The sequence below is a fragment of the Nocardia sp. NPDC004722 genome, assembly GCF_053601505.1.
Genome location: NZ_JBSGBY010000045.1, coordinates 1 through 23,567 on the forward strand (window position 1 = coordinate 1; position 23,567 = coordinate 23,567).

The 23,567-nt window shown below is 66.9% G+C and carries 25 protein-coding genes and 1 pseudogene; 16 read left to right on the top strand and 10 right to left on the bottom strand.

Going from position 1 to position 23,567, the window contains the following annotated elements; translation table 11 throughout:
- Window positions 1-41: 41 nt before the first annotated feature.
- The 3 genes from ACWELQ_RS07545 to ACWELQ_RS07555 all read left to right on the top strand — a co-directional run bounded on the left by ACWELQ_RS07545 (window position 42) and on the right by ACWELQ_RS07555 (window position 3,054).
- Window positions 42-1,067, top strand: coding sequence for a hypothetical protein (locus tag ACWELQ_RS07545; protein WP_452396207.1), 1,026 nt, complete (start codon window positions 42-44; stop codon window positions 1,065-1,067).
- A 41-nt stretch (window positions 1,068-1,108) separates the two neighbouring features.
- Entirely contained in the window at window positions 1,109-1,699 is a 591-nt protein-coding gene (locus tag ACWELQ_RS07550; RefSeq protein ID WP_452396208.1) for an SRPBCC family protein, read from the top strand.
- Between the two features lie 104 nt (window positions 1,700-1,803).
- Entirely contained in the window at window positions 1,804-3,054 is a 1,251-nt protein-coding gene (locus ACWELQ_RS07555) for a KasA/KasB family beta-ketoacyl-ACP synthase (RefSeq protein WP_452396231.1), read from the top strand.
- A 12-nt stretch (window positions 3,055-3,066) separates the two neighbouring features.
- Here the strand turns inward: ACWELQ_RS07555 and ACWELQ_RS07560 are convergent, their stop codons facing one another.
- Window positions 3,067-3,984, bottom strand: coding sequence for an SDR family NAD(P)-dependent oxidoreductase (locus tag ACWELQ_RS07560; RefSeq protein WP_452396209.1), 918 nt, complete (start codon window positions 3,982-3,984; stop codon window positions 3,067-3,069).
- A 95-nt stretch (window positions 3,985-4,079) separates the two neighbouring features.
- On the opposite strand from ACWELQ_RS07560, the gene ACWELQ_RS07565 reads away from it, so the two are divergent.
- Complete coding sequence (locus ACWELQ_RS07565; RefSeq protein WP_452396210.1) at window positions 4,080-5,081, top strand: SDR family NAD(P)-dependent oxidoreductase; 1,002 nt, start codon at window positions 4,080-4,082, stop codon at window positions 5,079-5,081.
- 146 nt (window positions 5,082-5,227) lie between these two features.
- Here the strand turns inward: ACWELQ_RS07565 and ACWELQ_RS07570 are convergent, their stop codons facing one another.
- Window positions 5,228-6,565, bottom strand: coding sequence for an ABC1 kinase family protein (locus ACWELQ_RS07570; RefSeq protein WP_452396211.1), 1,338 nt, complete (start codon window positions 6,563-6,565; stop codon window positions 5,228-5,230).
- Window positions 6,566-6,665: 100 nt separating this feature from the next.
- Window positions 6,666-7,442, bottom strand: coding sequence for a GntR family transcriptional regulator (locus tag ACWELQ_RS07575; RefSeq protein WP_452396212.1), 777 nt, complete (start codon window positions 7,440-7,442; stop codon window positions 6,666-6,668).
- Between the two features lie 186 nt (window positions 7,443-7,628).
- On the opposite strand from ACWELQ_RS07575, the gene ACWELQ_RS07580 reads away from it, so the two are divergent.
- Complete coding sequence (locus tag ACWELQ_RS07580) at window positions 7,629-9,077, top strand: ABC1 kinase family protein (RefSeq protein ID WP_452396213.1); 1,449 nt, start codon at window positions 7,629-7,631, stop codon at window positions 9,075-9,077.
- Between the two features lie 77 nt (window positions 9,078-9,154).
- On the top strand, window positions 9,155-9,724 hold the full coding sequence (locus ACWELQ_RS07585; RefSeq protein WP_452396214.1) for a DJ-1/PfpI family protein: 570 nt from the start codon (window positions 9,155-9,157) through the stop codon (window positions 9,722-9,724).
- A 9-nt stretch (window positions 9,725-9,733) separates the two neighbouring features.
- On the opposite strand, the gene ACWELQ_RS07590 is transcribed toward ACWELQ_RS07585, so the two are convergent.
- The 3 genes from ACWELQ_RS07590 to ACWELQ_RS07600 are packed head-to-tail and all read right to left on the bottom strand — an operon-like array spanning window position 9,734 to window position 11,743.
- The gene (locus ACWELQ_RS07590; RefSeq protein WP_452396215.1) at window positions 9,734-9,976 is read right to left on the bottom strand and encodes a helix-turn-helix transcriptional regulator; all 243 of its coding nucleotides are present in this window, start codon (window positions 9,974-9,976) and stop codon (window positions 9,734-9,736) included.
- Window positions 9,966-10,817: an ABC transporter permease gene (locus ACWELQ_RS07595; RefSeq protein ID WP_452396216.1), complete on the bottom strand. Its 852-nt coding sequence runs from the start codon at window positions 10,815-10,817 to the stop codon at window positions 9,966-9,968. Before ACWELQ_RS07595 ends, ACWELQ_RS07590 begins: the two co-directional genes overlap by 11 nt.
- Window positions 10,814-11,743, bottom strand: a complete 930-nt coding sequence (locus ACWELQ_RS07600; RefSeq protein WP_452396217.1) for an ABC transporter ATP-binding protein — start codon at window positions 11,741-11,743, stop codon at window positions 10,814-10,816. Before ACWELQ_RS07600 ends, ACWELQ_RS07595 begins: the two co-directional genes overlap by 4 nt.
- A 177-nt stretch (window positions 11,744-11,920) precedes the next feature.
- Here ACWELQ_RS07600 and ACWELQ_RS07605 point away from each other — a divergent pair, with 177 nt between their 5' ends.
- From ACWELQ_RS07605 to ACWELQ_RS07630, 6 genes are all read left to right on the top strand, one after another.
- Complete coding sequence (locus ACWELQ_RS07605) at window positions 11,921-13,063, top strand: TDT family transporter (RefSeq protein WP_452396218.1); 1,143 nt, start codon at window positions 11,921-11,923, stop codon at window positions 13,061-13,063.
- Window positions 13,064-13,222: 159 nt separating this feature from the next.
- Window positions 13,223-13,795: an RNA polymerase sigma factor gene (locus ACWELQ_RS07610; protein ID WP_452396219.1), complete on the top strand. Its 573-nt coding sequence runs from the start codon at window positions 13,223-13,225 to the stop codon at window positions 13,793-13,795.
- The gene (locus ACWELQ_RS07615) at window positions 13,792-14,487 is read left to right on the top strand and encodes a Rieske (2Fe-2S) protein (RefSeq protein ID WP_452396220.1); all 696 of its coding nucleotides are present in this window, start codon (window positions 13,792-13,794) and stop codon (window positions 14,485-14,487) included. The genes ACWELQ_RS07610 and ACWELQ_RS07615 overlap by 4 nt, the downstream gene beginning before the upstream one ends.
- A gap of 115 nt (window positions 14,488-14,602) precedes the next feature.
- Window positions 14,603-15,094, top strand: coding sequence for a cupredoxin domain-containing protein (locus ACWELQ_RS07620; protein WP_452396221.1), 492 nt, complete (start codon window positions 14,603-14,605; stop codon window positions 15,092-15,094).
- Window positions 15,091-16,029 (top strand): metallophosphoesterase family protein, encoded by a 939-nt coding sequence (locus tag ACWELQ_RS07625; protein ID WP_452396222.1) that lies wholly within the window; start codon window positions 15,091-15,093, stop codon window positions 16,027-16,029. The genes ACWELQ_RS07620 and ACWELQ_RS07625 overlap by 4 nt, the downstream gene beginning before the upstream one ends.
- 162 nt (window positions 16,030-16,191) lie before the next feature.
- A complete protein-coding gene (locus ACWELQ_RS07630) occupies window positions 16,192-17,409 on the top strand; it encodes a L,D-transpeptidase (protein ID WP_452396223.1) in 1,218 nt (405 codons plus the stop codon).
- Window positions 17,410-17,469: 60 nt separating this feature from the next.
- Here the strand turns inward: ACWELQ_RS07630 and ACWELQ_RS07635 are convergent, their stop codons facing one another.
- Window positions 17,470-17,610, bottom strand: coding sequence for a hypothetical protein (locus ACWELQ_RS07635; RefSeq protein ID WP_452396224.1), 141 nt, complete (start codon window positions 17,608-17,610; stop codon window positions 17,470-17,472).
- Window positions 17,611-17,688: 78 nt separating this feature from the next.
- Here ACWELQ_RS07635 and ACWELQ_RS07640 point away from each other — a divergent pair, with 78 nt between their 5' ends.
- Both ACWELQ_RS07640 and ACWELQ_RS07645 read left to right on the top strand, forming a co-directional pair.
- Window positions 17,689-18,084 (top strand): hypothetical protein, encoded by a 396-nt coding sequence (locus ACWELQ_RS07640; protein WP_452396225.1) that lies wholly within the window; start codon window positions 17,689-17,691, stop codon window positions 18,082-18,084.
- 41 nt (window positions 18,085-18,125) lie between these two features.
- The gene (locus tag ACWELQ_RS07645) at window positions 18,126-18,467 is read left to right on the top strand and encodes a hypothetical protein (RefSeq protein ID WP_452396226.1); all 342 of its coding nucleotides are present in this window, start codon (window positions 18,126-18,128) and stop codon (window positions 18,465-18,467) included.
- Window positions 18,468-19,124: 657 nt separating this feature from the next.
- On the opposite strand, the gene ACWELQ_RS07650 is transcribed toward ACWELQ_RS07645, so the two are convergent.
- The 3 genes from ACWELQ_RS07650 to ACWELQ_RS07660 are packed head-to-tail and all read right to left on the bottom strand — an operon-like array spanning window position 19,125 to window position 22,404.
- Complete coding sequence (locus tag ACWELQ_RS07650; RefSeq protein ID WP_452396227.1) at window positions 19,125-20,963, bottom strand: caspase, EACC1-associated type; 1,839 nt, start codon at window positions 20,961-20,963, stop codon at window positions 19,125-19,127.
- A gap of 43 nt (window positions 20,964-21,006) precedes the next feature.
- Window positions 21,007-21,351, bottom strand: a complete 345-nt coding sequence (locus ACWELQ_RS07655) for an effector-associated constant component EACC1 (protein WP_452396228.1) — start codon at window positions 21,349-21,351, stop codon at window positions 21,007-21,009.
- A gap of 21 nt (window positions 21,352-21,372) precedes the next feature.
- A complete protein-coding gene (locus ACWELQ_RS07660; RefSeq protein ID WP_452396229.1) occupies window positions 21,373-22,404 on the bottom strand; it encodes an oxygenase MpaB family protein in 1,032 nt (343 codons plus the stop codon).
- A 111-nt stretch (window positions 22,405-22,515) separates the two neighbouring features.
- Between ACWELQ_RS07660 and ACWELQ_RS07665 the strand changes: the two genes are divergently transcribed.
- Together ACWELQ_RS07665 and ACWELQ_RS07670 are read left to right on the top strand one after the other, a co-directional pair.
- A complete protein-coding gene (locus ACWELQ_RS07665; protein WP_452396230.1) occupies window positions 22,516-23,160 on the top strand; it encodes a TetR/AcrR family transcriptional regulator in 645 nt (214 codons plus the stop codon).
- A 56-nt stretch (window positions 23,161-23,216) separates the two neighbouring features.
- Window positions 23,217-23,567, top strand: a pseudogene (locus ACWELQ_RS07670) (NADP-dependent oxidoreductase); the annotation flags it as partial.

Consider the following 23,567-nt stretch of genomic DNA (forward strand, 5'->3'; position numbering starts at 1 on the left):
GTCGGAAACGCCGGTCGGGTCACCGGCGGAGCGGGGGGACCGTGACGAACACGGCCGAGGACAGCTGCGTCGCGCCGGAGAAGCCGGTGTCGAGAATTCCTTACAGCGCGGTCACTTTCGCCGTGTGCCTGGTGACGGCGTTCGGGCTCGAGGTATGGGTGGTCACCGGGTGCCCCGGTGGCGCGCTCGCGCTGATGGGTCTCATCGTGCCGACGGCGTTGATCCTGCCGGTGTTTCCCCGGCCGGTCCGGGAAGTCGGGACCGGCATCGTCTTCGGCTGGATCGCCGTGCCGCTGAGCACGTTTCTGGCTCCGGCGCTGATCCTGGTGCGCGCCTTCACGTGGATGAGCAGGCATGGTGACGATCGGCGGCCGCGCCCTGTGGAGTCGTTCTGGCAGCTGGCCACGAAGGCCATACCGGTCGGCTGGTTCGTCGCGTTTTGGCTGATGTCGTTCACCACTTCGGCGATCACGGACTGGATTGTGCGGCAACCACATCCGTTGCCGACCGAGCTCGGGGCGTTGGCGGGCGCGCTCGGGGTGCTGGCCATCGCGGGACTGCTGTTCGTGGACGCCGCACGCACTCCCGACCGCGCCCGGACGCTGCGCACCTGGGCGCTGGCCCTGGTCGTGGGGCTGCTGCTGACGCCGATTCCGTGGTACCTGAAGGAGAACTTCTACGGCCACTGGACCGGGCAGCTAGGCGAGGATCGAGCGCGGAGTGTGTTGCGGGACTTCGATATCGACGTGCCCGCCGACTATCACCTGGTGATATTGACCCGGGACCGGGAGGACTTCGGCTTCGACTCGGTCTTCGACGGCCGGTTCACCGGCCCCGCCACCGCATTCGACGGGCACGATCGGGTGATGGCGGGCTCCTACCGGGGATTTCCCCGCCGACCCTACCCGGTGGCCTGCGACCAGATGAAGTGGCATCCGGCGGGACTGGACTGCGCGGCCCGGGAGCTGTTGCTCGACAACTCCGCCCCGACGCAGCGGATCCTGCTCACCCGCACCGACCGTTCCTCGGATCTCTACGTCCATCTGGAGACGTCCAACGACTACTGACGTATTCTGTCTGGGACAATTTAGGGGAAGGGGTCTCAGCAATGCTCACCATCATCATTATCGCGGCAGTGATCATCGTGCTCGGCGGCATCGGAGCCGGTATCGCCGCACTGATTCTGCGCGGCTGGGCGAAGGGGGTGCTCGCCGGTGGCGGCTTCTCGGTGAACCCGCTGACCGCCGCGCAACTCGACGGGTTTCTCACCGATGCCGCCTTCACCGTGACCGCCCGGCGCGAATTCCCCTATCCGGCACACAAAGTCTGGGATGCCCTGCAACTCAATGGCACCTTCTCCTGGATTCCCTTCGTCAACGGCATTCGGTATCGAGATGACTATCGTCGCGAGGGCGCTTCGCGCAGCTTCGACGGGACGCTGTTCGCCTGCGAGGAAAAGATCGTCACCCTGACACAGAACACGCGACTCGCGGTTACGGGTACAAGAATTTCGATTCCCTTCCTGATCAACGCGTTCGCCCAGGATTACCGGCTCGCCGAGCACGCGGGCGCGACCACACTGACCTGGACCATCGCCTTCAGCCCCCGCATCGGATCGTTCCTGCCACTGCGCTGGGCAGCGCCGTTCGTGCGGCCCTTTATGGCGATCGGCATCAAGGGTTTGGCGGCGCGCATCTGAGTGTCGGACTGCCGCAATGGGATTCTCGGGCTAGCCTCGCAGCAGCTCGCGAATGTTCTGCAGGACTTGCCGATTGCTGGAAAAGGATACGAAAAGTGAATAGCCTGGCAGATTTTTCCACCCGCAACGGCGGATTCCGCTCCGTCGTGGTGACCGCCGTCGAGATGACCACGTCGATCGCGCCCGATACGGAAGGCACCTGGCAGGGCCTGCTGGCGGGGGCCAGCGGCATCGCCACCCTCACCGACCCGGAATTGACCAGGCTCGCGCTGCCGGTCACCATCGGCGGCAAACTCGCGGCGGATCCCACCGACGAGCTGGACCGGATCAAGAAGCGCCGCATGTGTTACGTGCAGCAGATGTCGTATGTGATGGGCAAACGTCTCTGGGCCACCGCGGGCGGTCCGGAGGTCGACAAGGATCGGCTCGGCGTGTGCATCGGCACCGGGCTCGGCGGCGCGGACACCATCGTCGACGCCAACGACGCCATGCGCGATCACGGGTATCGCAAGGTGTCACCGTTCGCGGTGCCGATGTCCATGCCCAATGGCGTCTCCGGCGTGGTCGGGCTGGAGCTCGGGGCGCGCGCCAGCCTGGTGACGCCGGTCTCGGCGTGTGCGTCCGGCAACGAGGCGCTGGTGCACGCCTGGCGGTCTATCGTGCTCGGCGAGGCCGACATGGTGGTGGCCGGGGGCGTGGAGGGCTACATCAATCCGGTTGCCATCGCCGGATTCTCGATGGCGCGCGCCCTCAGCACCCGGCTCGACGAGCCCGAACGCGCGTCGCGGCCCTTCGACCGCGACCGCGACGGATTCGTCTTCGGCGAGGCGGCCGCGCTGCTGCTGGTCGAATCCGAGGAGCACGCGCTGGCGCGCGGAGCCAAGCCGCTGGCCCGGCTGCTCGGGGCCGGGCTCACCGCCGACGGCTACCACATGGTCGCCCCCGACCCGGAGGGCCTGGGCTGCGCGCGGGCCATGCGTCGGGCATTGGAATCGGCCGGAGTCGCGGCCGCCGAGGTCGATCACGTCAACGCCCACGCCACCGGCACCAGCATCGGAGATCTGGCCGAGGCCAAGGGCATTGCCGCCGCCATCGGCAATCACCCCTCGGTGTACGCGCCCAAATCCGCGCTCGGGCACTCGGTGGGCGCGGTCGGCGCGCTGGAGGCCATCATCTCCGTGCTGACGCTGCGCGACCAGGTGATTCCGCCGACGCTGAACCTGGAGAACCAGGACCCCGAGGTCGATCTGGACGTGGTGCACACCAAGCCGCGCCACACCGATGTCGAATTCGCCATGAACAACTCGTTCGGATTCGGCGGCCACAATGCCGCCGTCCTGTTCGGCCGCTACTGACCCTCGAACGTTCTACCGCTCCTCGAAGCGCTCGAGTTTCCGGGCCAGGTAGTCGTCCATGCTGGTCAGCACCCCGCGGCCGGTGACCCGGGCGCGCAGGCCGGTGAGCCTGTCCGGCTTGAAGATCCGCGCGGCGAGGCGCGCGCCGCCCGGCGACACCCGGGTGGCGAGGTAGAGCGCGCGGGCCTCGATGGGGGTCGGCACCACGGCCGGATTGCGGGCCGCCACCCGGACGATGGTGCGCGCGATGCTGTCGGGACCGTGCGCGATGAACCGCTGCGCGAGCGCGGAGACGCTCAGCGTGCGCGCGGCCGCCGCGGTGTCCTCGGCATCGGCGTCGGCGTCCTCGTAGAGGCCGGTGTGCACCAGGGCCGGGCAGACGGCGGTGACGCCCACCCCGGTCCCGGCGAACTCCAATCGCAGTCCCTCGGTGAGCATCTGCGCGGCGGCCATGGTGGCGCAGTACGGGGTGCTGAGCGGAATGGGGGTGTAGGCGGCCACCGAGGTGACATTGATGATGCGGCCGCCGCGACCGGATTCCACCATCTGCCGCCCGAAGTACGTGCAGCCGTGCACAAGTCCCCAGACGTTGACGCCCATCAGCCGCTCCCAGTCCTCGAGGGTGTGCTCGAGAAACGGTCCGGCCGTGGTGTATCCGGCATTGTTGACCAAGACGCGAGGGATGCCGAATTCGGCGTGCACGTCCTCGGCGAAGCTCTCCATGGCCGGTGCGTCGGCCACGTCCACCGCGAACGGCGTGGCGTCCCCGCCGAATTCGGTGATGCTCTCGGCGGTCTGGACCGCCCGGTCCTTATCGAGATCCGCGACGATGACCACGGCTCTCTTGCGCGCGAAGCGCTGCGCCACCGCACGGCCGATTCCGGCCCCGGCGCCGGTGATGACGACAACCTCGTTGTCGAAGCCCGTCATGGGTGGTTCCCCCTTTCCGCTGCCGTGGCCCCAGCACCGGTGGCACACACTGTCCCAGACAGCATATACTCTACTGTCTCCACCCGAGGAGCAGAATGCGGAGACCATTTCACTCACCAAGACCACTGCACCCCGAGATCGCCGTGGTGACCGGCGCGGGCAGCGGCATAGGACGCGGCACCGCCAAGGCCCTGGCGGCCCGCGGCGCCGAAGTCGTGGTCGCCGACATCAATTACGCGACCGCCAAAGACACGGTGGCGCTGATCCGTTCGGCCGGCGGCGCGGCCGTGCCCTACGCCCTCGACGTGGGCGATCCGCTCGCCCTGGAAGCCTTCGCCGAGTACGTCGCCGCCGCGCACGGCGTCCCCGACGTGGTGGTCAACAATGCCGGAATCGTGGTCGGCGGACCGTTCTTCGACATCCGCCCCGCGGACCTGCACCGCATCGCCGAGGTCAACCTGACCGCGATCGTGCACGGCTGCAAGCTCTTCGGCGCGCAGATGGCCGAGCGCGGTCGCGGCGGGCACCTGGTCAATATCTCCTCCATGGCCGCCTTCGCCCCGATCCGGCTGGGCACCCCCTACGCGTTCACCTCGGCCGGGATCAAGCACTTCAGCGAAACCCTGCGCACCGAACTGGCTTCCGAGCGCATCGGGGTGACCGTGGTGTGCCCCGGCCTGATCGCCACCAATCTGGCGGCCACCGCGACCCTGGCCACCCTCAGCCCCGAACAGGTCGCCATCGCGCGGCAGATCGTGGTCAAGGGCATGAGCCTGATCGGCATGCATCCGGATCGCGCGGGCGAGAAGATCGTGGCGGCCGCCGAATCCGATCGCGCGCTGCTGGCGCTGCGACCGGAATCGTGGCTGGCCCACGTGCTGACGCGGGCCTTCCCCCGCACCGCCCGCACCCTCATGCGGGTCATCAGCGGACCCGAGGTAGAGCGCGTCGCACGATTCGTCATCGACCACCCCGGTTTCCTCGGCGTGGCCCGGGAAGCGGCCGAGATAATGCCCCAACGTCGCGGACTCCAAACGTATTGGGAGCCGCCCGAATACGATGACCCTCCAGCACCCCCGATTCCCCTGAGGAGATGATGTGAGTATCGATCAGCCGCCCGCCGAGCCACCGACCCGCGGCGCCCGGGTGATCCTGGTCGTCATGGCCATCACGGTGATCACCGCGCTGGTCACCGCCGCCATGATGGCGGGATGACCGGCGCGGCCGCGCATCCCCCGACGAGCTAGGCCGCCTCGCCCTCCACGGCGTACCCGGGCAGCCACTGCCGCACCAGCCCCACGAACGGGCCCTCGGCGTCCAATTGCGCGCAGACCCCGATGATCCCGCCCAGCACCCGGCCCAGCATCACCAGGTCGGGCAGCTCCGGCGGGGTCCGGACCGCGAAGGTGTTGTTGATCGACATGTTCCGCACGTCCACCGCACGGGTCATGTGCTCCTGCAGCATGCGGCGACTGATGCGCACGGTGGGTCCGCCGAGCTCGGCGACGATCGGCGCGACCACGTTCGTGACCGGATCCAGATCGAGCTCGTGACCGGGGCGCACGAACCCGTTGGCGCGCAAGGTCTCCAGCAGCAGGTCGTAGTCCTCGGCCATGGCGTGGCGAGCCAGTTCGCCGACCACCGGCGGCAGGCCGTCGGGCAGGGCGATGGTGGCGCCGAAATCGATGATGCCGAGGCGGCCGTCGGGCAGCAGCTGATAGTTGCCCGGATGCGGATCGCAGTGCAGCTGCCCCACGCGCTGCGGGCTGCTCAGCGCGAATTCCGCCAGCAGCAGTCCGGCCCGATCGCGTTGCTCCGGCGTGCCTTCGGCGATGATGCGATTGAGCGGGATGGCGTCCATCCACTCGGTGACCATCACCTTCGGGGCGCTGGCGATGACCTTCGGCACGAAGAACCGCGGGTCGTCGGCGAAGGCGCGCGCGAAGGTGCGCTGGTGGTCGGCCTCGATGCGATAGTCGAGCTCGTCGGCGGTGCGGGCGATGAATTCGTCGATGAGCGCCTTCATGTCCACCCCCGGCATGAAGACGCCGAAGGTGCCGGTGAGCATGCGCAACAGTTTGAGATCCGACATCAAAGCCACGTCCGCGCCGGGGTATTGGATCTTCACCGCGACGACGCGGCCGTCCTTCCACACCGCGCGATGCACCTGGCCGATGCTGGCCGCCGCCACCGGCTGGTCCTCGAATTCGGTGAAGCGCTCGCGCCAGCGGGTGCCCAGTTGCTCGTCCAGGACCCGGTGCGCCTGGTGGGTGGGCATGGGCGGGGCCTGATTCTGCAGGCGGGTCAGCGCGTCCCGGTAGCGGTCGGCGAACTGCGGCGGCACCGCGGCCTCGGCGACGCTGAGCGCCTGGCCGAGTTTCATGGCGCCGCCCTTGAGTTCGCCGAGCACCCGGAAGACCTCGTCGGCGGCCTTCTCGAGGAGGGCCTCGTCGACGCTGCCGCGTTCCGCGCCGATCATGATGGCCTTGCCGGTGGCGGTGAGGCGGCGGGCCATGATGCCCATGGGCAGGGCGGCCAGTTTCGCGGATCGGGCCAGACCGGTTCGCCTCTTGCCTGCCATGGGGTGCCTCGATTTCCGTACGTGCCAGCGGGACACTCCGAACTTAAATTGTCTGAGACAATCAGTCAATCAGTGTGTGCCGCAGCACGAAGCACAGGAATCAAGCGGTCGCGCTGTGCCGCTGGTCCTCGGAATCGGTGTCGAGGCCGAGCAATTCGTCGAATCGGGCCAGCACCTTGGTGTGATACATGGCGAACAGATCCTCGAACAGCGCCAACTGCGCCTGGGAGGGCCCGGTCTCCGACTCCCACACCGCCAGCAGCGCACGCCATACCAGCACGTGCAGATCGGGAGACACCGCGAAATACGCCTCGACCGCCTCCGGCACCTCGAACAGCATCTCCCCCACCGAGTTCAGCACCGCGCGCTGCATGGTGTGGCCGAGCTCGGTGAGCACCGTGCGCACCAGATCGACCTCGAGCTCGAGCATCCGGGCGTGATCGGGTTCGGCACTGCGCGCCTCGGCCTCCAGCTCGTCGACCGCGGCGGTCAGCACCGCGGCCTCGACGGAGTGCTCACCGGCGGTGTAGTCGAGCAGGGCCTCGAGCACGATGGCGCGTTCGGCCGCCACGATATTGCCGAACATCTCCGCGGCCACCTCGGGTGTGGACATCGACAGCCGGAACAGCCTGCGGTACACGTCCACTCCCCCGGCCCGGCGCACATCCCGCACCGTGAAACCACGACCGCGATGCGCGTCGACGAAGCCGTAGGACTCCAACCGGCCCAGGACCAATTGCGCCGTGGCGCGATTCATCTCGAATTCCTCGGCGACCTGGCGGACCGACGGCATCAGATCGCCCGGGGCGAGCTCCCCGGTCACGACACGGCGGGCGAGTTCGTCCGCGACATCGGCGACCACCGTCTGGGCACCCATCCTGTCACCTTTCGACAACTATCGGATACGTCCCAGACAGTTTAAGCTGTCATGTGCCAAACTGCACGTGCATACGCGCCCGCGAACCCGGATTCGGCTATGACGATCGCCACGTATCGTGGAAACGTACGGCAGCCGGGCAGTATCCAGCAGGGGCCGTATGCCGCGCACACGACGAGGTGAGCAATGTCGATTCGGCGAATCGGTGGACGCCAAGAGGGAGACGGGGGCCGCCCGCCGGTGCGCGCCGCCGTCCGCAATGCCAGGATCGCCAGTCTGCCAGTCGCTTTCGCCGGTCGCCAGGCCGCCGGGGTGGGTAAACGAGCGCTGGGGAAATCGGCGGCCGAGGTCAATCGCGATATCCAACTGCGTACCGCCCAGCATATTTTCGAGGTGCTCGGCGAGTTGAAGGGCTGTGCCGTCAAGCTCGGGCAGCTGCTCTCGCTCTACGAACTGGCCCTGCCCTCCGAACTCGCCGCACCGTATCGGACCGCGCTGACCCAGCTGCAGGATTCCGCGCCGACCATGCTGCCCGCCACCGTGCACGAGGCCGTGGCCGCGGGGCTGGGTGAGAACTGGCGGTGGCATTTCACCGAATTCGACGATCGGCGCGCGGCGGCCGCCTCGATCGGGCAGGTGCATCGCGCGGTGTGGCGCGACGGCCGCCAGGTCGCGGTGAAGCTGATGTATCCCGGCGCGCGCCAGGCCGTGCTCGCCGATCTCGAACAGCTGCGCCGGATCTCGGTGCTGGCCACCGTGTTCGCGCCCGGCGCGGACGTGTCCGCCGTGACCGAGGCCATCTGCACCTGCGTCACCGAGGAACTCGACTACGCCGCCGAGGCCGAGCATCAGCGCCGCTTCGCACAGGCCTACGCCGACGACCCCGACTTCGTGGTGCCGAACGTGCTCACCCAGCGCGGCGACGTCATCGTGACCGAATGGCTCCACGGCACACCGGTTTCCCGGATCATCGAATCCGGCGCGCCCGAGGAACGCAGCCGGGTCGGCATGCTCATCATCCGATTCCTCCTGTCCTCGTGGTCGCGCACCGGACTGTTGTACTGCGACCCGCACCCGGGCAACTTCCGGGTGCTCCCGGACGGGCGGCTGGGCGTGGTGGATTTCGGGGCCTGCACGCCCTGGCCGCCCCCGGGATTCGAGCAGCTGGTCGGCGAGGTGATGGAGGCCGCGTTGAACGGCGGCACAGCGGAATTGGATACCGCGATCCGGCGGCACCGCTTCGTGCGGCCCGGGCGCGGCTTCGACGTCGAGGCCCTGGCCGAGGGGCTCGAGGCGGCCGGTGAACCGTTGACCGCGCCGACGTTCCGGCTGTGTACCGCGTGGCTGCGCGGCCATGTCCGCTCGGCGCTGGCGCCGCGGCTGTCGAATGTGAATCGCCAGCTCGACATGCCCGCCTACTTCACGCCGTTCGCGCGCTCGTTCCTCACCGCCCTGGGCGTGGTGTGCCAGCTCGACACCGACGGCCCGATCCGGGCCGAATTCGCGCGCTGGTCACCGGAATTGGCGGCGGTGCTGGAACGCTACGACAGCCGCCGCGCGCAACCCACCGATCTGGGCCTGGTGCGGCACCTGCGGGCGGTGCCCGCCGAGCGGCGCGCCTCCTCGGTCGGCTGACGCGAAGTCCCGCCGGTACCTCCGGAAAACCCGCTGGCGCACAGAGCATCCCGATACCATCTCCTGGGAGGTGCGCCATGACTAAGGTGCTCGTGATCACCGGTGACGCCGCGGAAGACCTGGAGGTCATGTACCCCTACCAGCGGTTGCTGGAAGAGGGGTACGAGGTCGATATCGCGGCCCCGACAGCCAAGAAGCTCCAGTTCGTGGTCCACGACTTCGTCGAGGGCTTCGACACCTACACCGAAAAGCTCGGCCGCACCTGGCCTGCCGATCTCGCCTTCTCCGAGGTCGACCCCACGGCCTACGCGGCCCTGGTCATCCCCGGCGGTCGCGCCCCCGAGTACCTGCGCAACGACGAGGACTGCCGCCGCATCGTCCGGCACTTCACCGACTCCGACAAACCCCTCGCCGCCCTCTGCCACGGGCCGCTCATCCTGGCCGCCGCCGGTGTCCTGCACGACCGCACCTCCAGCGGCTACCCGGCGCTGGAACCGGATATCCGTGCGGCCGGGGCCACCTGGGTCGACAGCCCCGACCACATCGACGGCAATCTGGTGACCGGCCGCGCCTGGCCCGATCATCCGCGATGGATGCGCGCCTTCCTCGAGGTCCTGCGCAAGTCGGCCCCGCCGACCGCCGGATAGCCTTGCGCCTCAGGCGGATTCGCCCGCCGACCCCAGGCGCGGGAACGGTGTGGTGGAGAAGATGACCTCCACGCTCACCTCGAAGTAGGCCGCCAGCCGCAAAGCGAGATGCAGGCTCGGGCTGTACTCCCCGCGCTCCAGGTAGCCGACCGTCTGATAGTGCACGCCCAGCGCTTCGGCCAGTTCCCGCCGCGAGATGCCGCGCTCGGCGCGCAGCATCGCGATGCGGTTGTAGATGACCTCAGTAGGCACTCTGCAGCGCCTTCTCGCGGCGGCTCGCCACCTTCGACCCGGATTCGTGCCGGGCCATGCGGCGCAGCACGCCCGGCGCGATCAGCAGCCCGAGTATCGCCCAACCACCCAGTACCGCAGCGGTTTCCAGGTGCCGCCAGGATCCGTCGATCTCGATCGCCACCGAATCGGCGGGCAGCAGGGCCGAGCGCATACCGAGTCCCACCCAGTACATCGGGAACACCTGCGCCAGTCCTTGCAGCCAGCCGGGCAGGGCGGTGATCGGATAGTAGATGCCCGAGACACCGACCAGGGCGGCCAGCGGCAGGGTCAGGAAGAAGGTGGCGCGCGGGCCCTCCAGGATCGCGCCGAGCACCGCGCCCAACGACAGCACCGCCAGCAGACCGAGACCGATCACCCAGGCCAACGTGAGCCAGCGGCCGATGCCGTGGAAGGACAGCCCGCCGACGATCACTCCACCGACCGCCAGCAGGAACACCATCTGCACCAGCACGAGACCGGCGGTCAGGCCGAGCTTGCCGATGAAGAAGGCCACCATGCCGTTGGGGGTCGCCTTGGCGCGCAACAGGGTTCCGTCCTCGCGATCGACGACCAGGTAGTTCGCGGTCGCGTACAGGCCGTTGAACACGATCATGCTGCCGAGCACGCCGGGCAACGCCAGCGCGCCGAGTTTCAACCCGGTCTGATGGAAGGACCCGTCGCGCAGGAAGTACAGCGCGACCAGGATCAGGATCGGGAAGAAGAACAGATTGATCAGATCGGTGGCGTTGGTGAAGGATTGGCGCAGTTCGATCCCGGCGCGGGCGACTCCCGCGCGGATCGCGACCAGCGTCGGACTCATAGCGTGATCTCCTCCAGCGTGTGCACTGCGGCCTGTTCCTCGCCGGATTCGCAGCGGCGAACCAGCGAAATGTAGGTGTCCTCCAACGACGCGCGGCGTACCTCCAGTTCGCCGACCCGATCGCCGTGTTGCTTGAACAACTCGTGGACGAACTTGGTCGACTCGGCGGTGGTGTCGACAAATCGTTGCCCGTCCACGGTCCAGCGCACCTCCGACTCGGTGGCGACACGCCGGGTCAGCTCATCCGGCGAGCCGTTCGCGATGATGCGCCCGCCCGCCAGGATGAGAATCCGGTCGGCGAGCTTCTCCGCCTCGTCCAGATCGTGGGTGGTCAGCAGCACAGTGGTCTGCTGGTCGTCGGCGAGACGGTGCACCAGATCGTGGAATTCGCGCCGCGCCTGCGGATCGAAGCCCGCGGTCGGCTCGTCGAGGAACAGGATCTCGGGGCGGCCGACGATGCCGATGGCCACGTCCATGCGGCGGCGCTGGCCGCCGGACAAGGCCGCGATCTTGGCGTTCGCCTGGCCGGTCAGCCCGACCAGGTCGATGAGTTCGTCTGCGTCCCAAGGCCGTCGGACGTTCTCGGTGCCGTAGGGGGCATAGAACGAGCCGAGGTAGGTGAGAAGTTCGCGAACCCGCCATTTGCCGTGGTCGCGCCACGACTGCAACACCACCCCGACGCGGGCCCGCCACTGCTCGTCGCCATGGGCCGGATCGATGCCGAGCACCGAAACCTCCCCCGCCGAGCGAGTCCGGAACCCCTCCAGGATCTCGATGGTGGTGGTCTTGCCCGCACCGTTGGGCCCGAGCAGGACCAGCACCTCACCGCGACGCGCCTGGAACGACACATCGTGCAGGACATCGGTGGTGCCGTACCGCATGCGCAGCTTCTCGACCTCGAGAACCACGCCCTCACCCACTGTCATGGTTTCCCTCCCGTTGTGGGTCGACGATCGTATGTAGCATATCTACTACATATAGACGCGGCAATGCTCTACTACGAATTGTCGTTATCGCGATTTCCGAACCCCATAGAACCGTTCTATGCATCCATCGAATCATGGCCGCTACCGGGGAAAGTCCGCCTGACAGAGGGTGGATACATGACCACAGTGACCTTCCGCCGGACCGTAGAAGCCGCACCCGCCGCCGCTCGGCAGGCGTCCGCGACCGCCGTCGCGGGTCGGGAGCCGCTGCGTCACCTGGCCCCCAACTGGTTCGCGGTGGTCATGGGCACCGGCATCGTCGCCAATGCCGCCGCCACCCTGCCCGCCCAGTTCCCCGCCCTGCGGCCCGCCGCCACCGTCATCTGGGCGCTGGCCGCCGGACTGCTGGTCGTGCTCGCCGGAGCCTGGCTGCTGCACTGGCGGCGCTACCCCGAAGAGGCTCGCGCCCATGGGCGGAACCCCGTGATGATGCAGTTCTACGGCGCGCTGCCCATGGCCCTCATGACCGTCGGCGCGGGCACCCTGCTGCTGGGCAAGGACGTCATCGGACTGTCCGCCGCCGTGGCCGTCGACTGGGTGCTCTGGTCGGTCGGCACCGTGATCGGCCTCGGAACCGCCGCCAGCATCCCCTACCGGATGATCACCCGCCACAACTTCGATCCCGATTCCGCCTTCGGCGGCTGGCTGATGCCCGTGGTTCCGCCCATGGTCTCGGCCGCCCTCGGCGCTCTGCTGGTTCCCCACACCCCCGCCGGACAGCTGCGCCTGACCATGTTCGTGGCCTGTCTGGCCATGTTCGGCCTGAGCCTGATCGCCGCCTTCGTCACCACCACCCTGATCTGGTCGCGACTGCTGCACCACGGCCTGCCTCCCGTCGGCATGGTCGCGACCGTGTGGCTGGTGCTGGGCCCCCTGGGGCAGGGCGTCACCGCCGCCGGTGCACTCGCCAATGTGGCTCCCAGCGCGCTGAATTCGACCGATGCCTCGGGGTTCCAGCTGTTCTCGCTCCTGTTCGGCATCCCCACCTGGGGTTTCGCGATGCTGTGGCTGGCGCTGGCCGTGTCGGTCACCTGGCACGCCCGCAAGTCGATGCCCTTCAACATGACCTGGTGGGGCTTCACCTTCCCCGTCGGCTGCTGCGTCACCGGCAGCACCGCCCTGTTCCAGCACACCGGCGCGGATCTGTTCGCCGTCACCGCGGTCGGCCTCTACGCCCTGCTGGTCGCCGCCTGGGCCGTCGTGGCCGCCAAGACCGTGGGTGCCGTGCTGCGCGGCGAGCTGCTCGCCACCGCCCGCTGACCTGGCCCTGAGCCCCTCGTCCCGGAGTGATCGAAAGATCACTCCGGGACGATCTGTGCCGGAAACCGTCGAAACCTGCCCGCTGTAACCCCTTCCGCTATCTACTGACAGACGTGAACACGCGTCGATGTTTCCGGTGGATGCAGAAAGCGGCGGTTCATGGTGCGACGGGTCGAATCCGAGCGCCGGACGCAGCCGGTCACGAGTGCTGGCTCGGGTCGGGAGTTGCGGCTGGTGTCCGGTGACAGCTACGCCAGCTGGGAAGCGGTGTACAAGGACAATGTCACCTGGGTGTACGCATTGATGTTCGGCAAGGTCGGCAACCGGCCCGACGCCGAGGATCTGACCACCGAGGTGTTCATGGCCGCCCTCAAACCGCTGCGCATCACGGCCAGCGTCCCCGAGGTGCGGGCCTATCTGCGTACCACCGCGCGCACCGTGCTGGCCGCGCACTGGAAGGCGCGCATGGGCCGGGAGATCACCACCATCGACGGCGATATCGCCGATGATCCACCCGAGGAACTGCCCGACTCCGGGGCGGAGGCCCGCGCCAAGGCGGTGCTGGCCGAGCTCCCGGACCGGTATCGGAGCATTCTGGAACTGAGATTCCTGCAAGGGCTTTCGGTGAAGGAGGCGGCGGCGAGCCTCGGCGTGACGGTGGCCAATGCGAAGGTGTTGCAGCATCGGGCGTTGCAGATGGCGTCCCAGTTGAACGAGGGAGGTGTGCGGTGAGCGGGCGGGAAGTGCGGCGTTTCGTCGACGAGCTACTGGCCGGGAAGCAGGCGACCGGTTTCCGGCCCGACGAGGTCGAGGCCGAGGAGATGCGCACGGCCATCGAGCTGCGCTCCGCCCGGCTGGGCAGTGACGCGCCCAGCGAGGAGTTCCTCAGCGGCCTGCAACGCAAGCTCGCCGCCGAACTGGACGAACAGCCCACGGAATTGCGGCCCGCCAACGGGTATCGCCGCCGCAATCTGCTCATCGGCACCTCCGCCGCCGCGGCCGCCGCGACGGTCGGCGCGGTGGTGGACCGCACGCTGATCGGCCACGGCCAGACCGGTTCCCCGCCCGCCGCGCAGCAGGCCCCGCTGGCCCCGAACACGGGCGCGTGGCTGCCGATCGCGCGGTCCACGGATCTGCCGGAGGGGTCGACGATCGCCTTCGATGTCGGCACCGTGAACGGATTCGTGCGCCGCGACAAGGGGAACCCGGTCGCGGTTTCCGGCGTGTGCACCCATCAGGGCTGCAAGTTGTGGCTGGATGCACCGGCCGAGCGGTTGCGCTGCCCCTGCCACTCGACCTCGTTCTCGATCGAAGGTCAGGTGGTGGCGCACCAGTTGCCCGTCGCACCTGCGCCGTTGCCGACGGTTCAGGTGCGCGAGAACAACGGCACCATCGAGGTTTTCGCGCCGACCGAGCCCGCGTGACGGTGTAAACCGTTCGCGGACAGAGGTTTCCGGCTCGTGTAACCCCCGCCCCTATCTAAAGATGACCGGTTCGCAGCAGCGAACGGACTCATCCGAGATGGAGGCCCGGACACCCATGAGACCCACCCGCAAGCCACGGCGCATCGCAATCGCCGTCAGCGTCGCCGCGGCAGCCCTGCTGACGGCGAGCGCGTGTAGTTCCAGCGGTGGCGGCAAAGCCCCCGACAATGCCGCCCCCGGTTTCACTTTCGCTTCCGGCACCGCTACGCCCGGCATGGTGCCGGACGGCAGCGGGCCGACCGGTATGCCCGGCATGTCCATGCCGAGTACGTCCGCCGCAGCGGCGGCACCGGCCGGCCCGAATGCTGTCAATATCGACAACTTCGCCTTCGGGCCCAGCTCCCTGACCGTGAAGACCGGTACCACGGTGACCTGGACCAACAAGGACGAGGAACCGCACACCGTGGTGGCCAACGACGGCAGCTTCCGCTCGCCGACGCTGGGCACGGGTGCGACGTACACCTTCACCTTCACCAAAGCGGGCAGCTTCGCCTATGTCTGCTCGATTCATCCGTTCATGCACGCGACCGTGGTGGTGACCCAATGAGCTACGACGACGAGGCCCACGACCCGCAGAAGATGACCCGCCGCCAGCTCATGCGCCACAGCGCGTGGTTCGGTGCGGCGGTGGGCCTGGCGGTGGTGGGCGGTGAGGTGGTCTCGCACGTGGCGGGCACCGCCCTCGCCGCCCCGGAACGGCCGACGCTGCGGTTCGCGCAGGTCAGCGACAGTCACATCGGTTTCACCGGCACCGCCAACACGAGTGTGACCGACACCTTCACCGAGGCGATCTCGCAGGTGAATTCGCTGGGCTACGAACCGGATTTCGTGATCCACACCGGTGATCTGACCCATCTGGCCAGCCAGGAACAGTTCGATCAGTGCAAGCAGATGATGCAGGGGTTCAAGACCCCGCACGTGTTCACCGTTCCGGGAGAACATGATTCGAGCGATGACGGCGGGTCGCGGTATCGGTCCACCTTCGGTGGCGGGACGCGCGGCGACGGCTGGTACAGCTTCGATATCGCGGGCGTGCACGTGATCGGACTGGTCAATACGCTGAATCTGAAGAACCTCGGACATCTCGGGCAGGATCAGCTGGATTTCATCCAGAAGGATGTGGCCGGATTGTCCAGTGACACACCCCTGATCGTGTTCAGTCACATCCCGCTGTTCGCCATGTATCCCCAATGGGGCTGGGGCACAGACGATGCCACCCAAGCGCTCAGTTACATGAAGCGGTTCTCCTCGGTGACCTGTCTCAACGGCCATGTGCACCAACTGTTCACCAAGACCGAGGGCAATGTCACCTTCTACAGCGGCACCACCACCGCGTATCCGCTGCCCAAGCCCGGTGACGGGCCCGCGCCCAAGCCGGTGACGCTACCGGCGGGGCAGCTGCATCAGGCGCTCGGGATCCGCGAAGTCACCTATCAGAAGGGTCAACAGCAGCTCGCTATCAAAGAACAAACGCTGAAATGACCACAGCGCGACGGCGTGTCGTGCGCGGGTCTCACAACGTTGTGATTTCGTCAGCCCGACCTGGCGCTGGAAGATCGAAAACGGAGGGTAATCTACTACGCTGGGCAGTAACAAGATGCTGTGCAGCAGTGCGGCGCACGGCGATTACAGGAGGGAGAGCCAATGCCACCCCGCCGTTTTCGGACGAACGCCGCCAAGAGCGTTTTAGTGGCGCTCGTTCTGGTGGCGACGGCATGCTCGTCGAACCTTCCGGGGGGAACGGTCGGTCCGCGCACTCCGGTCGCGCAGTCCATCACCGTCAAGCCCGCGCAGGGGGCGGACAAGGTCGATCCGTCGGCTCCGGTCGAGGTGAGCACCTCCAGCGGCGTGCTCACCGATGTCAGCCTCACCAATGAGGACGGCAAGGCCATCGACGGCACCTTCACGCCGGACAAGACGGCGTGGAAGCCGAACGAGCAGCTCGGCTACGGGCGCACCTACACGCTGAAGGCGTCGGGCGAGGATGTGACGGGTCTGACCGGACCGGTCACCTCCACGTTCACGACCATCACGCCGAAGAACCAGACCAAGGTGTATCTCAACACCACCGGCGGTCAGGCCATCGTGGACGGCAACAGCTACGGCGTGGGCATGGTCATCGTCGCGCATTTCGACGAGGACATCCCCGACCGGGCCGCGGCCCAGAAGCGACTGGTCGTCACCACCGATCCGCCGGTGGAGGGTGCCTGGTACTGGATGGACAACCGCAACGCGCACTGGCGGCCCAAGGACTACTGGAAGTCCGGCACCAAGGTGAACGTGGCGGCCAACCTCTACGGCATCGAGGTCGGCAACGGCCTGTTCGGCCAGGAGGACTCCAAGGCCAATTTCGTCATCGGCCCGTCCCACGTGTCGATCGCCGATGACAACACCCACCAGGTGCAGGTCTTCGAGAACGGTCAGCTGATCCGCACCATGCCCACCTCCATGGGCCGCGGCGGCAGCGAAACCATCGCGGGCAAGACCTTCACCTTCTGGACCATGCCCGGCACCTACACGGTCATGGACAAGGCCAACCCGGTCATCATGGACTCCTCCACCTACGGCCTCCCGGTGAACTCCCGCCTCGGCTACAAGGAGGCCATCGGCTGGGCCACCCGCATCAGCACCGACGGCATCTACCTCCACCAACTCGATTCCACGGTCTGGGCCCAGGGCAACACCGACACCTCCCACGGCTGCCTCAACCTCAACGCCGACAACGCCCAATGGTTCTTCAACTTCGCCCAACCCGGCGACGTCGTCGAAGTCCACAACACGGGCGGCGCCCCGCTACAGGTCTGGCAGAACGGCGACTGGACCCTCAGCTGGGACGACTGGCTGGCAGGTAGCGCCCGCTGAGTCCTCTCGCGTGCGGCGGCAACCCCGCTGCGCGCGAGAAGCCAAGCCGCGATACGGGTCTCAGTGGCCGCGCCCCCACAGTTCGGCGACGGCATTCGGTTCGGCAGTCGTATCTGTCACCTGATCTGTCATCACGTGGACGTACACAGGAACGAATCCCATTCCCCTGTAGGATTTTTCGAGGTTCTGCACGACGTTCACGAGATGTATGACAGTCCGAGGAGTTCTTCGATGGATCGGCCCGCTCGCAGCTCATTGCGATTCCGGATGCTCGGCGCGATGGCAGCGACACTCCTCGCTCCGGCGCTGTCGATCGTCGTGTCAGCCGCTCCCGCCGCCGCGTCACCCACGGCGGTACTGAACCGATACTGCGCTGATCACGGCGCAGTCGGGCAACTGGCCACCGGTCGCACCGTGTACTGCACCCAGGTCCAGTCCACGGATGCCTTCGTCTGGTCCTACAGTCGGACACCAATCCCTCGCGACCCGAACTCGAGGCGATACACGTGCGACGCCAACGCATGTCGCTGGCCCGATGGCTCCTATGTCCCGAACTACCAGCTCTGCGGAATCCTGTGCGGCGAACCGCCCACCAACGGAGACATCCAGAGCGGCCTCTACGACTGCTTCATCACCGGCGCGGACTTCGAAGACTGCGCACAGCGGATCAGATGACTTTGAGAACTGAAACCAGCAAATCCGCAGCAGGAGAGACAATGCGGAAGGCCGTCGCCATCGCCTGGATCGCTCTCACGGCAACCGGCATCGGTGTGCTCGCAGTGCCGGAGGCTGGAGCCGAACCGGTAGAGGGTGCAACCTGCAATCCGGATGTCGACCACCATGGATTCACCAGCGATCACACCCCGGTGGCATGCGCAAACGCCGGGCGACCCTACGCCACGTGGGTACTCTCAGTACCCGTCATCGGCCCCGCCAATCACGGTGAACGCTGCAACCCGAGTGTGCAGGGCTTCTTTACAGATCTGGCGAGCGGCCGCGACCTGATCTGCGTTGTCGACATCGACGAACAAACTCACGGCCATCTCGAATACTACTGAGGCGTATACCATTTACGACTCGCTCGCCGACCAGAACCCGCACTTCAGCGACATGCCGGGTAATCGGTCGACTCGATGCGGTGGCGAAACGTACGCTGCGCGAATGTGCATCTACCCGAGCCGAACACACCTGGTGTGTCTTCCGTGCCGGGTATCCCACAAATCCGCCATCGGCCAGGGCCCCAGCCACTGCCCCCGGTGCCAGGGCGTATTCATCGACGCCGGACCGGATCTCGCGGTCCCCAGAAAATCCGACCGCGCAGGCTGGCGCGCCCTCGAAGCCGTCCTCGATTCCGGATTGAACTTCTACGGCGGCTGCTGCGACACCGGGCCCGGCTACCGACCCCGCACGCCGAGCGAAGTGCGGGCGAGGCTGCTGCTCGCGAAACACTCAGGCATGTCGAACGCCGAGGCTTTGGCCATCGCAGGTCTCTGACCGGTCTACCGATCATCGATATCCGAAAGCGCGGACTCGTCGACCACACCCTCACCGACGGCTTTCCTGATCGCATCGAGAAGCTCGCTCATCTCCCGGCTCCCACTGCCACTGTCCCGTTGTGATCGCAAGGCAGCTCCTCTGCACACCAGGAACGAGATCGATTGTCGACCAGTGTATTTCGCGTCTTCACCGGATCCCGGCCGCCCAACAGAGTATTTCTATCCGCGCGCCAATCTGTACGCATTGCCTCGGGCATCGGTGTCGCCGCCCTCAGCTCCGCGACGGTACCAGTGGAGGGCTTCGGGTTTGTCGCCTCGCTTTTCCAGTAGGCAGCCCAAGTTGTTCATGGCTTGGGCGTTGCCGGCTTCGGCGGCCACGCGGTACCAGCGCTCGGCTTGACCGAGTTCTCCGCGACGTTCGAGTAGCGAACCGAGATTATTCGTGCCCTGGGCTTCCCCATGTTGGGCGGCAAGCCGGTACCAATGTTCGGCCTCGCCCAATTCTCCACGCTGGTCCAGCATCCAGCCCAATTTCGTCCAGGCAAGCTCAGTACCGCATTCGGCCGCACAGCGAACCCATTGCTCTGCTTCCTGCGGGCTGTTTCGGCGTTCCAGGAGCCTGCCGAGGTTGAACATGGCGATCCCAACGCCAACGGCGGCCGCTCGTCGGAGCCACAGCTCGGCCTCGGGTAATCGCCCCTGGTAATCGAGCATCGCTCCCAGGTTGGCCGCGCCCAACGCCTTACCCGCTGCAGAAGCTCTGTGGAACCAACGATCCGGATGGCCGAGCGCGCCTCCCTCCGCGACCGGCCACCCGCAGTTCGCCATTCGACACTCGGTGCGGGTCTCGGCCGCGAGCCTGAACAGGTGCTCTGCTTGCGCTGAATCGCCTGCACGCCAGACAATCACACCCAGATTCGTCAGTCCTGATGGGTTCCCGGATTCGGCGGATTTGCGAAACCACCGTTCGGCATCGGATAGCTGTCCACGTCGCAACAGAAGGAAGCCCAGATTGCTCATCCCGTGGGTATCTCCGGCGGCCGCCGAATGCCGATACCATTGTTCTGCTTCGCTTTCCGCACCCCGTCGTTCGAGCACCGTGGCCAGATTGTTCATGCTCAGTGCGTGCCCTGATTCGGCTCCGAGACGGAACCATTGCTCTGCTTCGCCGAGTTGGCCGCGCTGACACAGTAGCCAACCGATCGCGTTTCTACCGTCGTCGCTGCCGTTGTCGGCGGCGAGGCGATACCACCGTTCCGCCTCGGCCAGATCGCCGTGTTGTTGGGCGGCATCCCCTTTCGCCAGAAAGTCTCGTGGTATCGGGGACTGGGGGTGGGCATCGCCGTCTTGGAAAGAATTGCGAACCAAGGCAAGGTCGCCCGCGTTGTTGACGCCACGGCGCTGCGGTGCAGGCATCCCTCGGGCCTTGAGGAGCCTCTGCATGTTGGTGAAGATGTCATCAAGGGTGAGTAATTCGGGACCGTCGGGAACGCCGCTGCGCAACAAACCAAGTAGGGCTCCGGTGAATGCCGTGTATCTTTCGCCAGCAGGTGCTTGGGATGAGGTGTTAGCGGCGGAAGAGGCGATCGTATAGGTTCCGCTGATCTCGACCTGGGTGGCGGCAGCAGAGGCGGCATCGTCGTCACCCATTGCCTCAAACGCGCGGCCGGAGAAGCAGCAGTCGAGGATCAGAACCTTGTTGGCGGCACCAGATTCGGCCATCAGCTCGCGAATATCGCTGATGTCCAAGGCAGTCCAGCGGTACGCCCCACGCTCAGTGTCCGGCAGGCTGAGAAAGAGATGGCTACGCCGGTCCAGGACGCCGTGGCCGGTGTAATAGACGGCCAGCAGGTCTCGCGCCTCGAGGGCGGCGGCACGCAAGGCGGCCATGATCGGGCGTGGATCAGTCGCGTCCACGAACGACACCAGATGCCGGGCAGGAATCCCCGCTCCGGATTCACTGGTCAATACCGAGGCGAAATCCTCGATATTGTGGATGACGGCAGGAAGATCCGGCAGCTTGTCGTCCTCGTATCGGCTGGTGCCGATCAAGACCACCCGAGATCGACTCCCACTCGGCAGCCGCACGCTCTTTCCTTTGCTATTTCCCAGAGCCGCCAAACATTTCAGCTGCCTTGACTGCGGCCGCGCCGGTCGCGTCGAGCACGAGGCTTCCACCGCTGGCGTCCGTCATGAGGACGCTGATTTCGGATCCCCGGATCTGCAGCCAGGTGACGATTGAGCGAACAAGTACGGTGACCGCGCCGCCTCCGCCGAGGGCAACCACCAGGACGTCTTCGAGCCCGCCCATCTCGTCGGGTGCGACATCGGGCGGCTCGCTCTCCACGCCGCCGCGCAGCTCGGGCTCCTGCAACAACCAATCAGTGAGGGACACCAGTTCGGCGTAGAGGTCGCCGGTCCCCTGCACTTGAAGCTTTGCCTGCATTGCTGTTCTCTCCTGCGAGATTCAGGTGTCCATCATGCAACGCGGTGGCAATCCCCGCGCCGGGAACGATCGGCATTCACAGGTTCGGGCCGCTATGCCGCCGCTTGCAGGCTCCGGGCGCGGGTCGCTAGTTCGACTGCGTCGGGGCCGCTGATTCGGCGTTCGATGGCTTCGGCGAAGCGGCGGATGGTGAAGGCGCGTAGGGCTGGGCGGGTCAGGGTTAGGGAGGGGGTCGAGGGTGGCGGGGATGCCGAGGTTGCGGCGGGCTGGGCGGGGGATGGTGGCGAGCAGTTGGGGAGTCAGGAAGGCCGACAGGAGGAGTGGGGTCAGGGCTGGGAGTTGGGTGGGGGTGAAGCCGCGCAGCATGGCCAGGGTGGGGGCCAGGGCGGTTGCGGGGGTGAAGGATTCGATCACGCCGTAGCGGTGGGAGATTCGGGCGTAGTAGTCGGCTACGGCTTGGCAGGTGGTGGGGATTTCGTACGGGTTCGCGCCCATCAGGAGGCCGAATTGTTTTGCCTCCAGCCAGAATTGGTCGCGGTCCGCCGGGGCGAGTCGGCGGGGGCGGTGGTGGCCTTCGTAGGCGAGGTGCTCGTAGCAGAGGAGGGCGGCTTGCATGATCGTGACGTGGGCGAAGAGCACCAGTTCGGGGCCTTGGGCGGCGTAGGGTTCGCCGGTGCCGGGGAGGGTGCCGGTCATCGAGCGGTGGTAGCGGCGGAGGTGGGCCGCGATGCGGTCGGCGGTGGGCTTGTCGCCCAGGATGATCGGGACGGGGACGCCGACGGTGCGTTGGGCTCGGCGGACCGCCATGAGCGGGCTCAGGTTGCGCTTCGCGCGGCCTTCGACGGCTAGTGGGTCGTGGTCGAGAAGGACCGCTTGCAAAGGGATGTGCGGGAGTTCGAGGAGGGCAGTGACCTGCGCGAGGAAGGGGGTTACCGCCGGGTGCAGCAGGACTCGCCAGACTTGGGAGCCGGGGCCGAAATAGCCGTAGTCGTCGGGGCCTGCGGGGGTGGGGGCGGGGCCGCGGCGCCAGATTCGGGTGTCGTCGGATGCCATGTCGATCACCTCGTCGTGATTGCATATCGACTGTGGGACAAGCGTATTGATCAGTCGGCCGACTTCACAAGTCGCGTGACTTGTTCGTTGCCGGAACGGTATCGTGGGCCTGTGCCGGTCACGACGGGAAACAGCAAGCGCGACAACACCGGTCGCAGCCGCGCCGAGCAGCGCGAGGAGACCCGGGTGGCGATCCTCGATGCCACGCTCGCCAGCCTGGTCGAGCTCGGGCATGCCGCGACGACCACGCGCGGTGTCGCCGAGCGCGCGGGCGTGAGTCAGGGCGCGGTGCAGCATTACTATCCGACCCGCGCCGAACTGCTGGACGCGGCGATCCGCCACATCGCCGACATCATGGCCGAGGCGGTGGTCGAAACCTATTCCACCGTAACGGGTTCCGATCGGGAGCGGGTCGGGGTCCTGGTCGACGAGCTGTGGACGCTCGCCCAGGTCGCGCCCGTCAGCGTGGGGTTCGAATTCCTGGCCGCGGCCCGCACCGACCCCGAGATGTCCACCACCGTCGCGCATCTGGCCGAGCATCTGGAGGCCACGGTGTTCTCGGTCGCCCAGCAGATTCTCGGCGAGCTCGCCGAGCGGCCGGGTGCGCGGGAGTGGATGCGCCTCACGCTCATCACCATCGCGGGCATCCTGCTCACCGCCTCGGTGCCCGCCGCCACCAGCCTGGTGCCGGAGTGGGCGGTGGTCCGCCATCACATCATGGCCGGTTTCGATACCTGGCGAGCGGAACCGTCCTGACACCGGTCCACAATGTCCAGAATGGAGGGATCGCCCACAGAAAGGTCGTTCCGACGATGAAGTCGACCCGCATAGTCCTGGCCTCCCGCCCGATCGGCATGCCCGAGCAGCAGAACTTCCGCACCGAGACCGTCGAGTTGGAGGCGCCGAAACCGGGCCAGGCGCTGTTGCAGACGCTGTATCTGTCGCTGGACCCGTACATGCGCGGCCGCATGAGCGACGCGCCGTCCTATGCCCCGCCGGTCGAGGTCGACCAGACCATGTGCGGTGGCACGGTGTCACGGGTCGTCGAATCCACCGATCCCGGACTGCATCCCGGCGATATCGTGCTCGGCTACGGCGGCTGGCAGACCCATTCGGTGGAATGGGTGGCCGGACTGCAGAAACTGGATCCGGCGCTGGAGCCG

Excerpts from the sequence above, each read along its gene's own strand:
- ACWELQ_RS07550 (WP_452396208.1), top strand. The coding sequence starts at position 1,109 with ATGCTCACCATCATCATTATCGCGGCAGTGATCATCGTGCTCGGCGGC.
- ACWELQ_RS07560 (WP_452396209.1), bottom strand. The coding sequence starts at position 3,984 with ATGACGGGCTTCGACAACGAGGTTGTCGTCATCACCGGCGCCGGGGCC.
- ACWELQ_RS07565 (WP_452396210.1), top strand. The coding sequence starts at position 4,080 with ATGCGGAGACCATTTCACTCACCAAGACCACTGCACCCCGAGATCGCC.
- ACWELQ_RS07570 (WP_452396211.1), bottom strand. The coding sequence starts at position 6,565 with ATGGCAGGCAAGAGGCGAACCGGTCTGGCCCGATCCGCGAAACTGGCC.
- ACWELQ_RS07575 (WP_452396212.1), bottom strand. The coding sequence starts at position 7,442 with ATGGGTGCCCAGACGGTGGTCGCCGATGTCGCGGACGAACTCGCCCGC.
- ACWELQ_RS07580 (WP_452396213.1), top strand. The coding sequence starts at position 7,629 with ATGTCGATTCGGCGAATCGGTGGACGCCAAGAGGGAGACGGGGGCCGC.
- ACWELQ_RS07585 (WP_452396214.1), top strand. The coding sequence starts at position 9,155 with ATGACTAAGGTGCTCGTGATCACCGGTGACGCCGCGGAAGACCTGGAG.
- ACWELQ_RS07595 (WP_452396216.1), bottom strand. The coding sequence starts at position 10,817 with ATGAGTCCGACGCTGGTCGCGATCCGCGCGGGAGTCGCCCGCGCCGGG.
- ACWELQ_RS07600 (WP_452396217.1), bottom strand. The coding sequence starts at position 11,743 with ATGACAGTGGGTGAGGGCGTGGTTCTCGAGGTCGAGAAGCTGCGCATG.
- ACWELQ_RS07605 (WP_452396218.1), top strand. The coding sequence starts at position 11,921 with ATGACCACAGTGACCTTCCGCCGGACCGTAGAAGCCGCACCCGCCGCC.
- ACWELQ_RS07610 (WP_452396219.1), top strand. The coding sequence starts at position 13,223 with ATGGTGCGACGGGTCGAATCCGAGCGCCGGACGCAGCCGGTCACGAGT.
- ACWELQ_RS07620 (WP_452396221.1), top strand. The coding sequence starts at position 14,603 with ATGAGACCCACCCGCAAGCCACGGCGCATCGCAATCGCCGTCAGCGTC.
- ACWELQ_RS07625 (WP_452396222.1), top strand. The coding sequence starts at position 15,091 with ATGAGCTACGACGACGAGGCCCACGACCCGCAGAAGATGACCCGCCGC.
- ACWELQ_RS07630 (WP_452396223.1), top strand. The coding sequence starts at position 16,192 with ATGCCACCCCGCCGTTTTCGGACGAACGCCGCCAAGAGCGTTTTAGTG.
- ACWELQ_RS07640 (WP_452396225.1), top strand. The coding sequence starts at position 17,689 with ATGGCAGCGACACTCCTCGCTCCGGCGCTGTCGATCGTCGTGTCAGCC.
- ACWELQ_RS07645 (WP_452396226.1), top strand. The coding sequence starts at position 18,126 with ATGCGGAAGGCCGTCGCCATCGCCTGGATCGCTCTCACGGCAACCGGC.
- ACWELQ_RS07655 (WP_452396228.1), bottom strand. The coding sequence starts at position 21,351 with ATGCAGGCAAAGCTTCAAGTGCAGGGGACCGGCGACCTCTACGCCGAA.
- ACWELQ_RS07660 (WP_452396229.1), bottom strand. The coding sequence starts at position 22,404 with ATGGCATCCGACGACACCCGAATCTGGCGCCGCGGCCCCGCCCCCACC.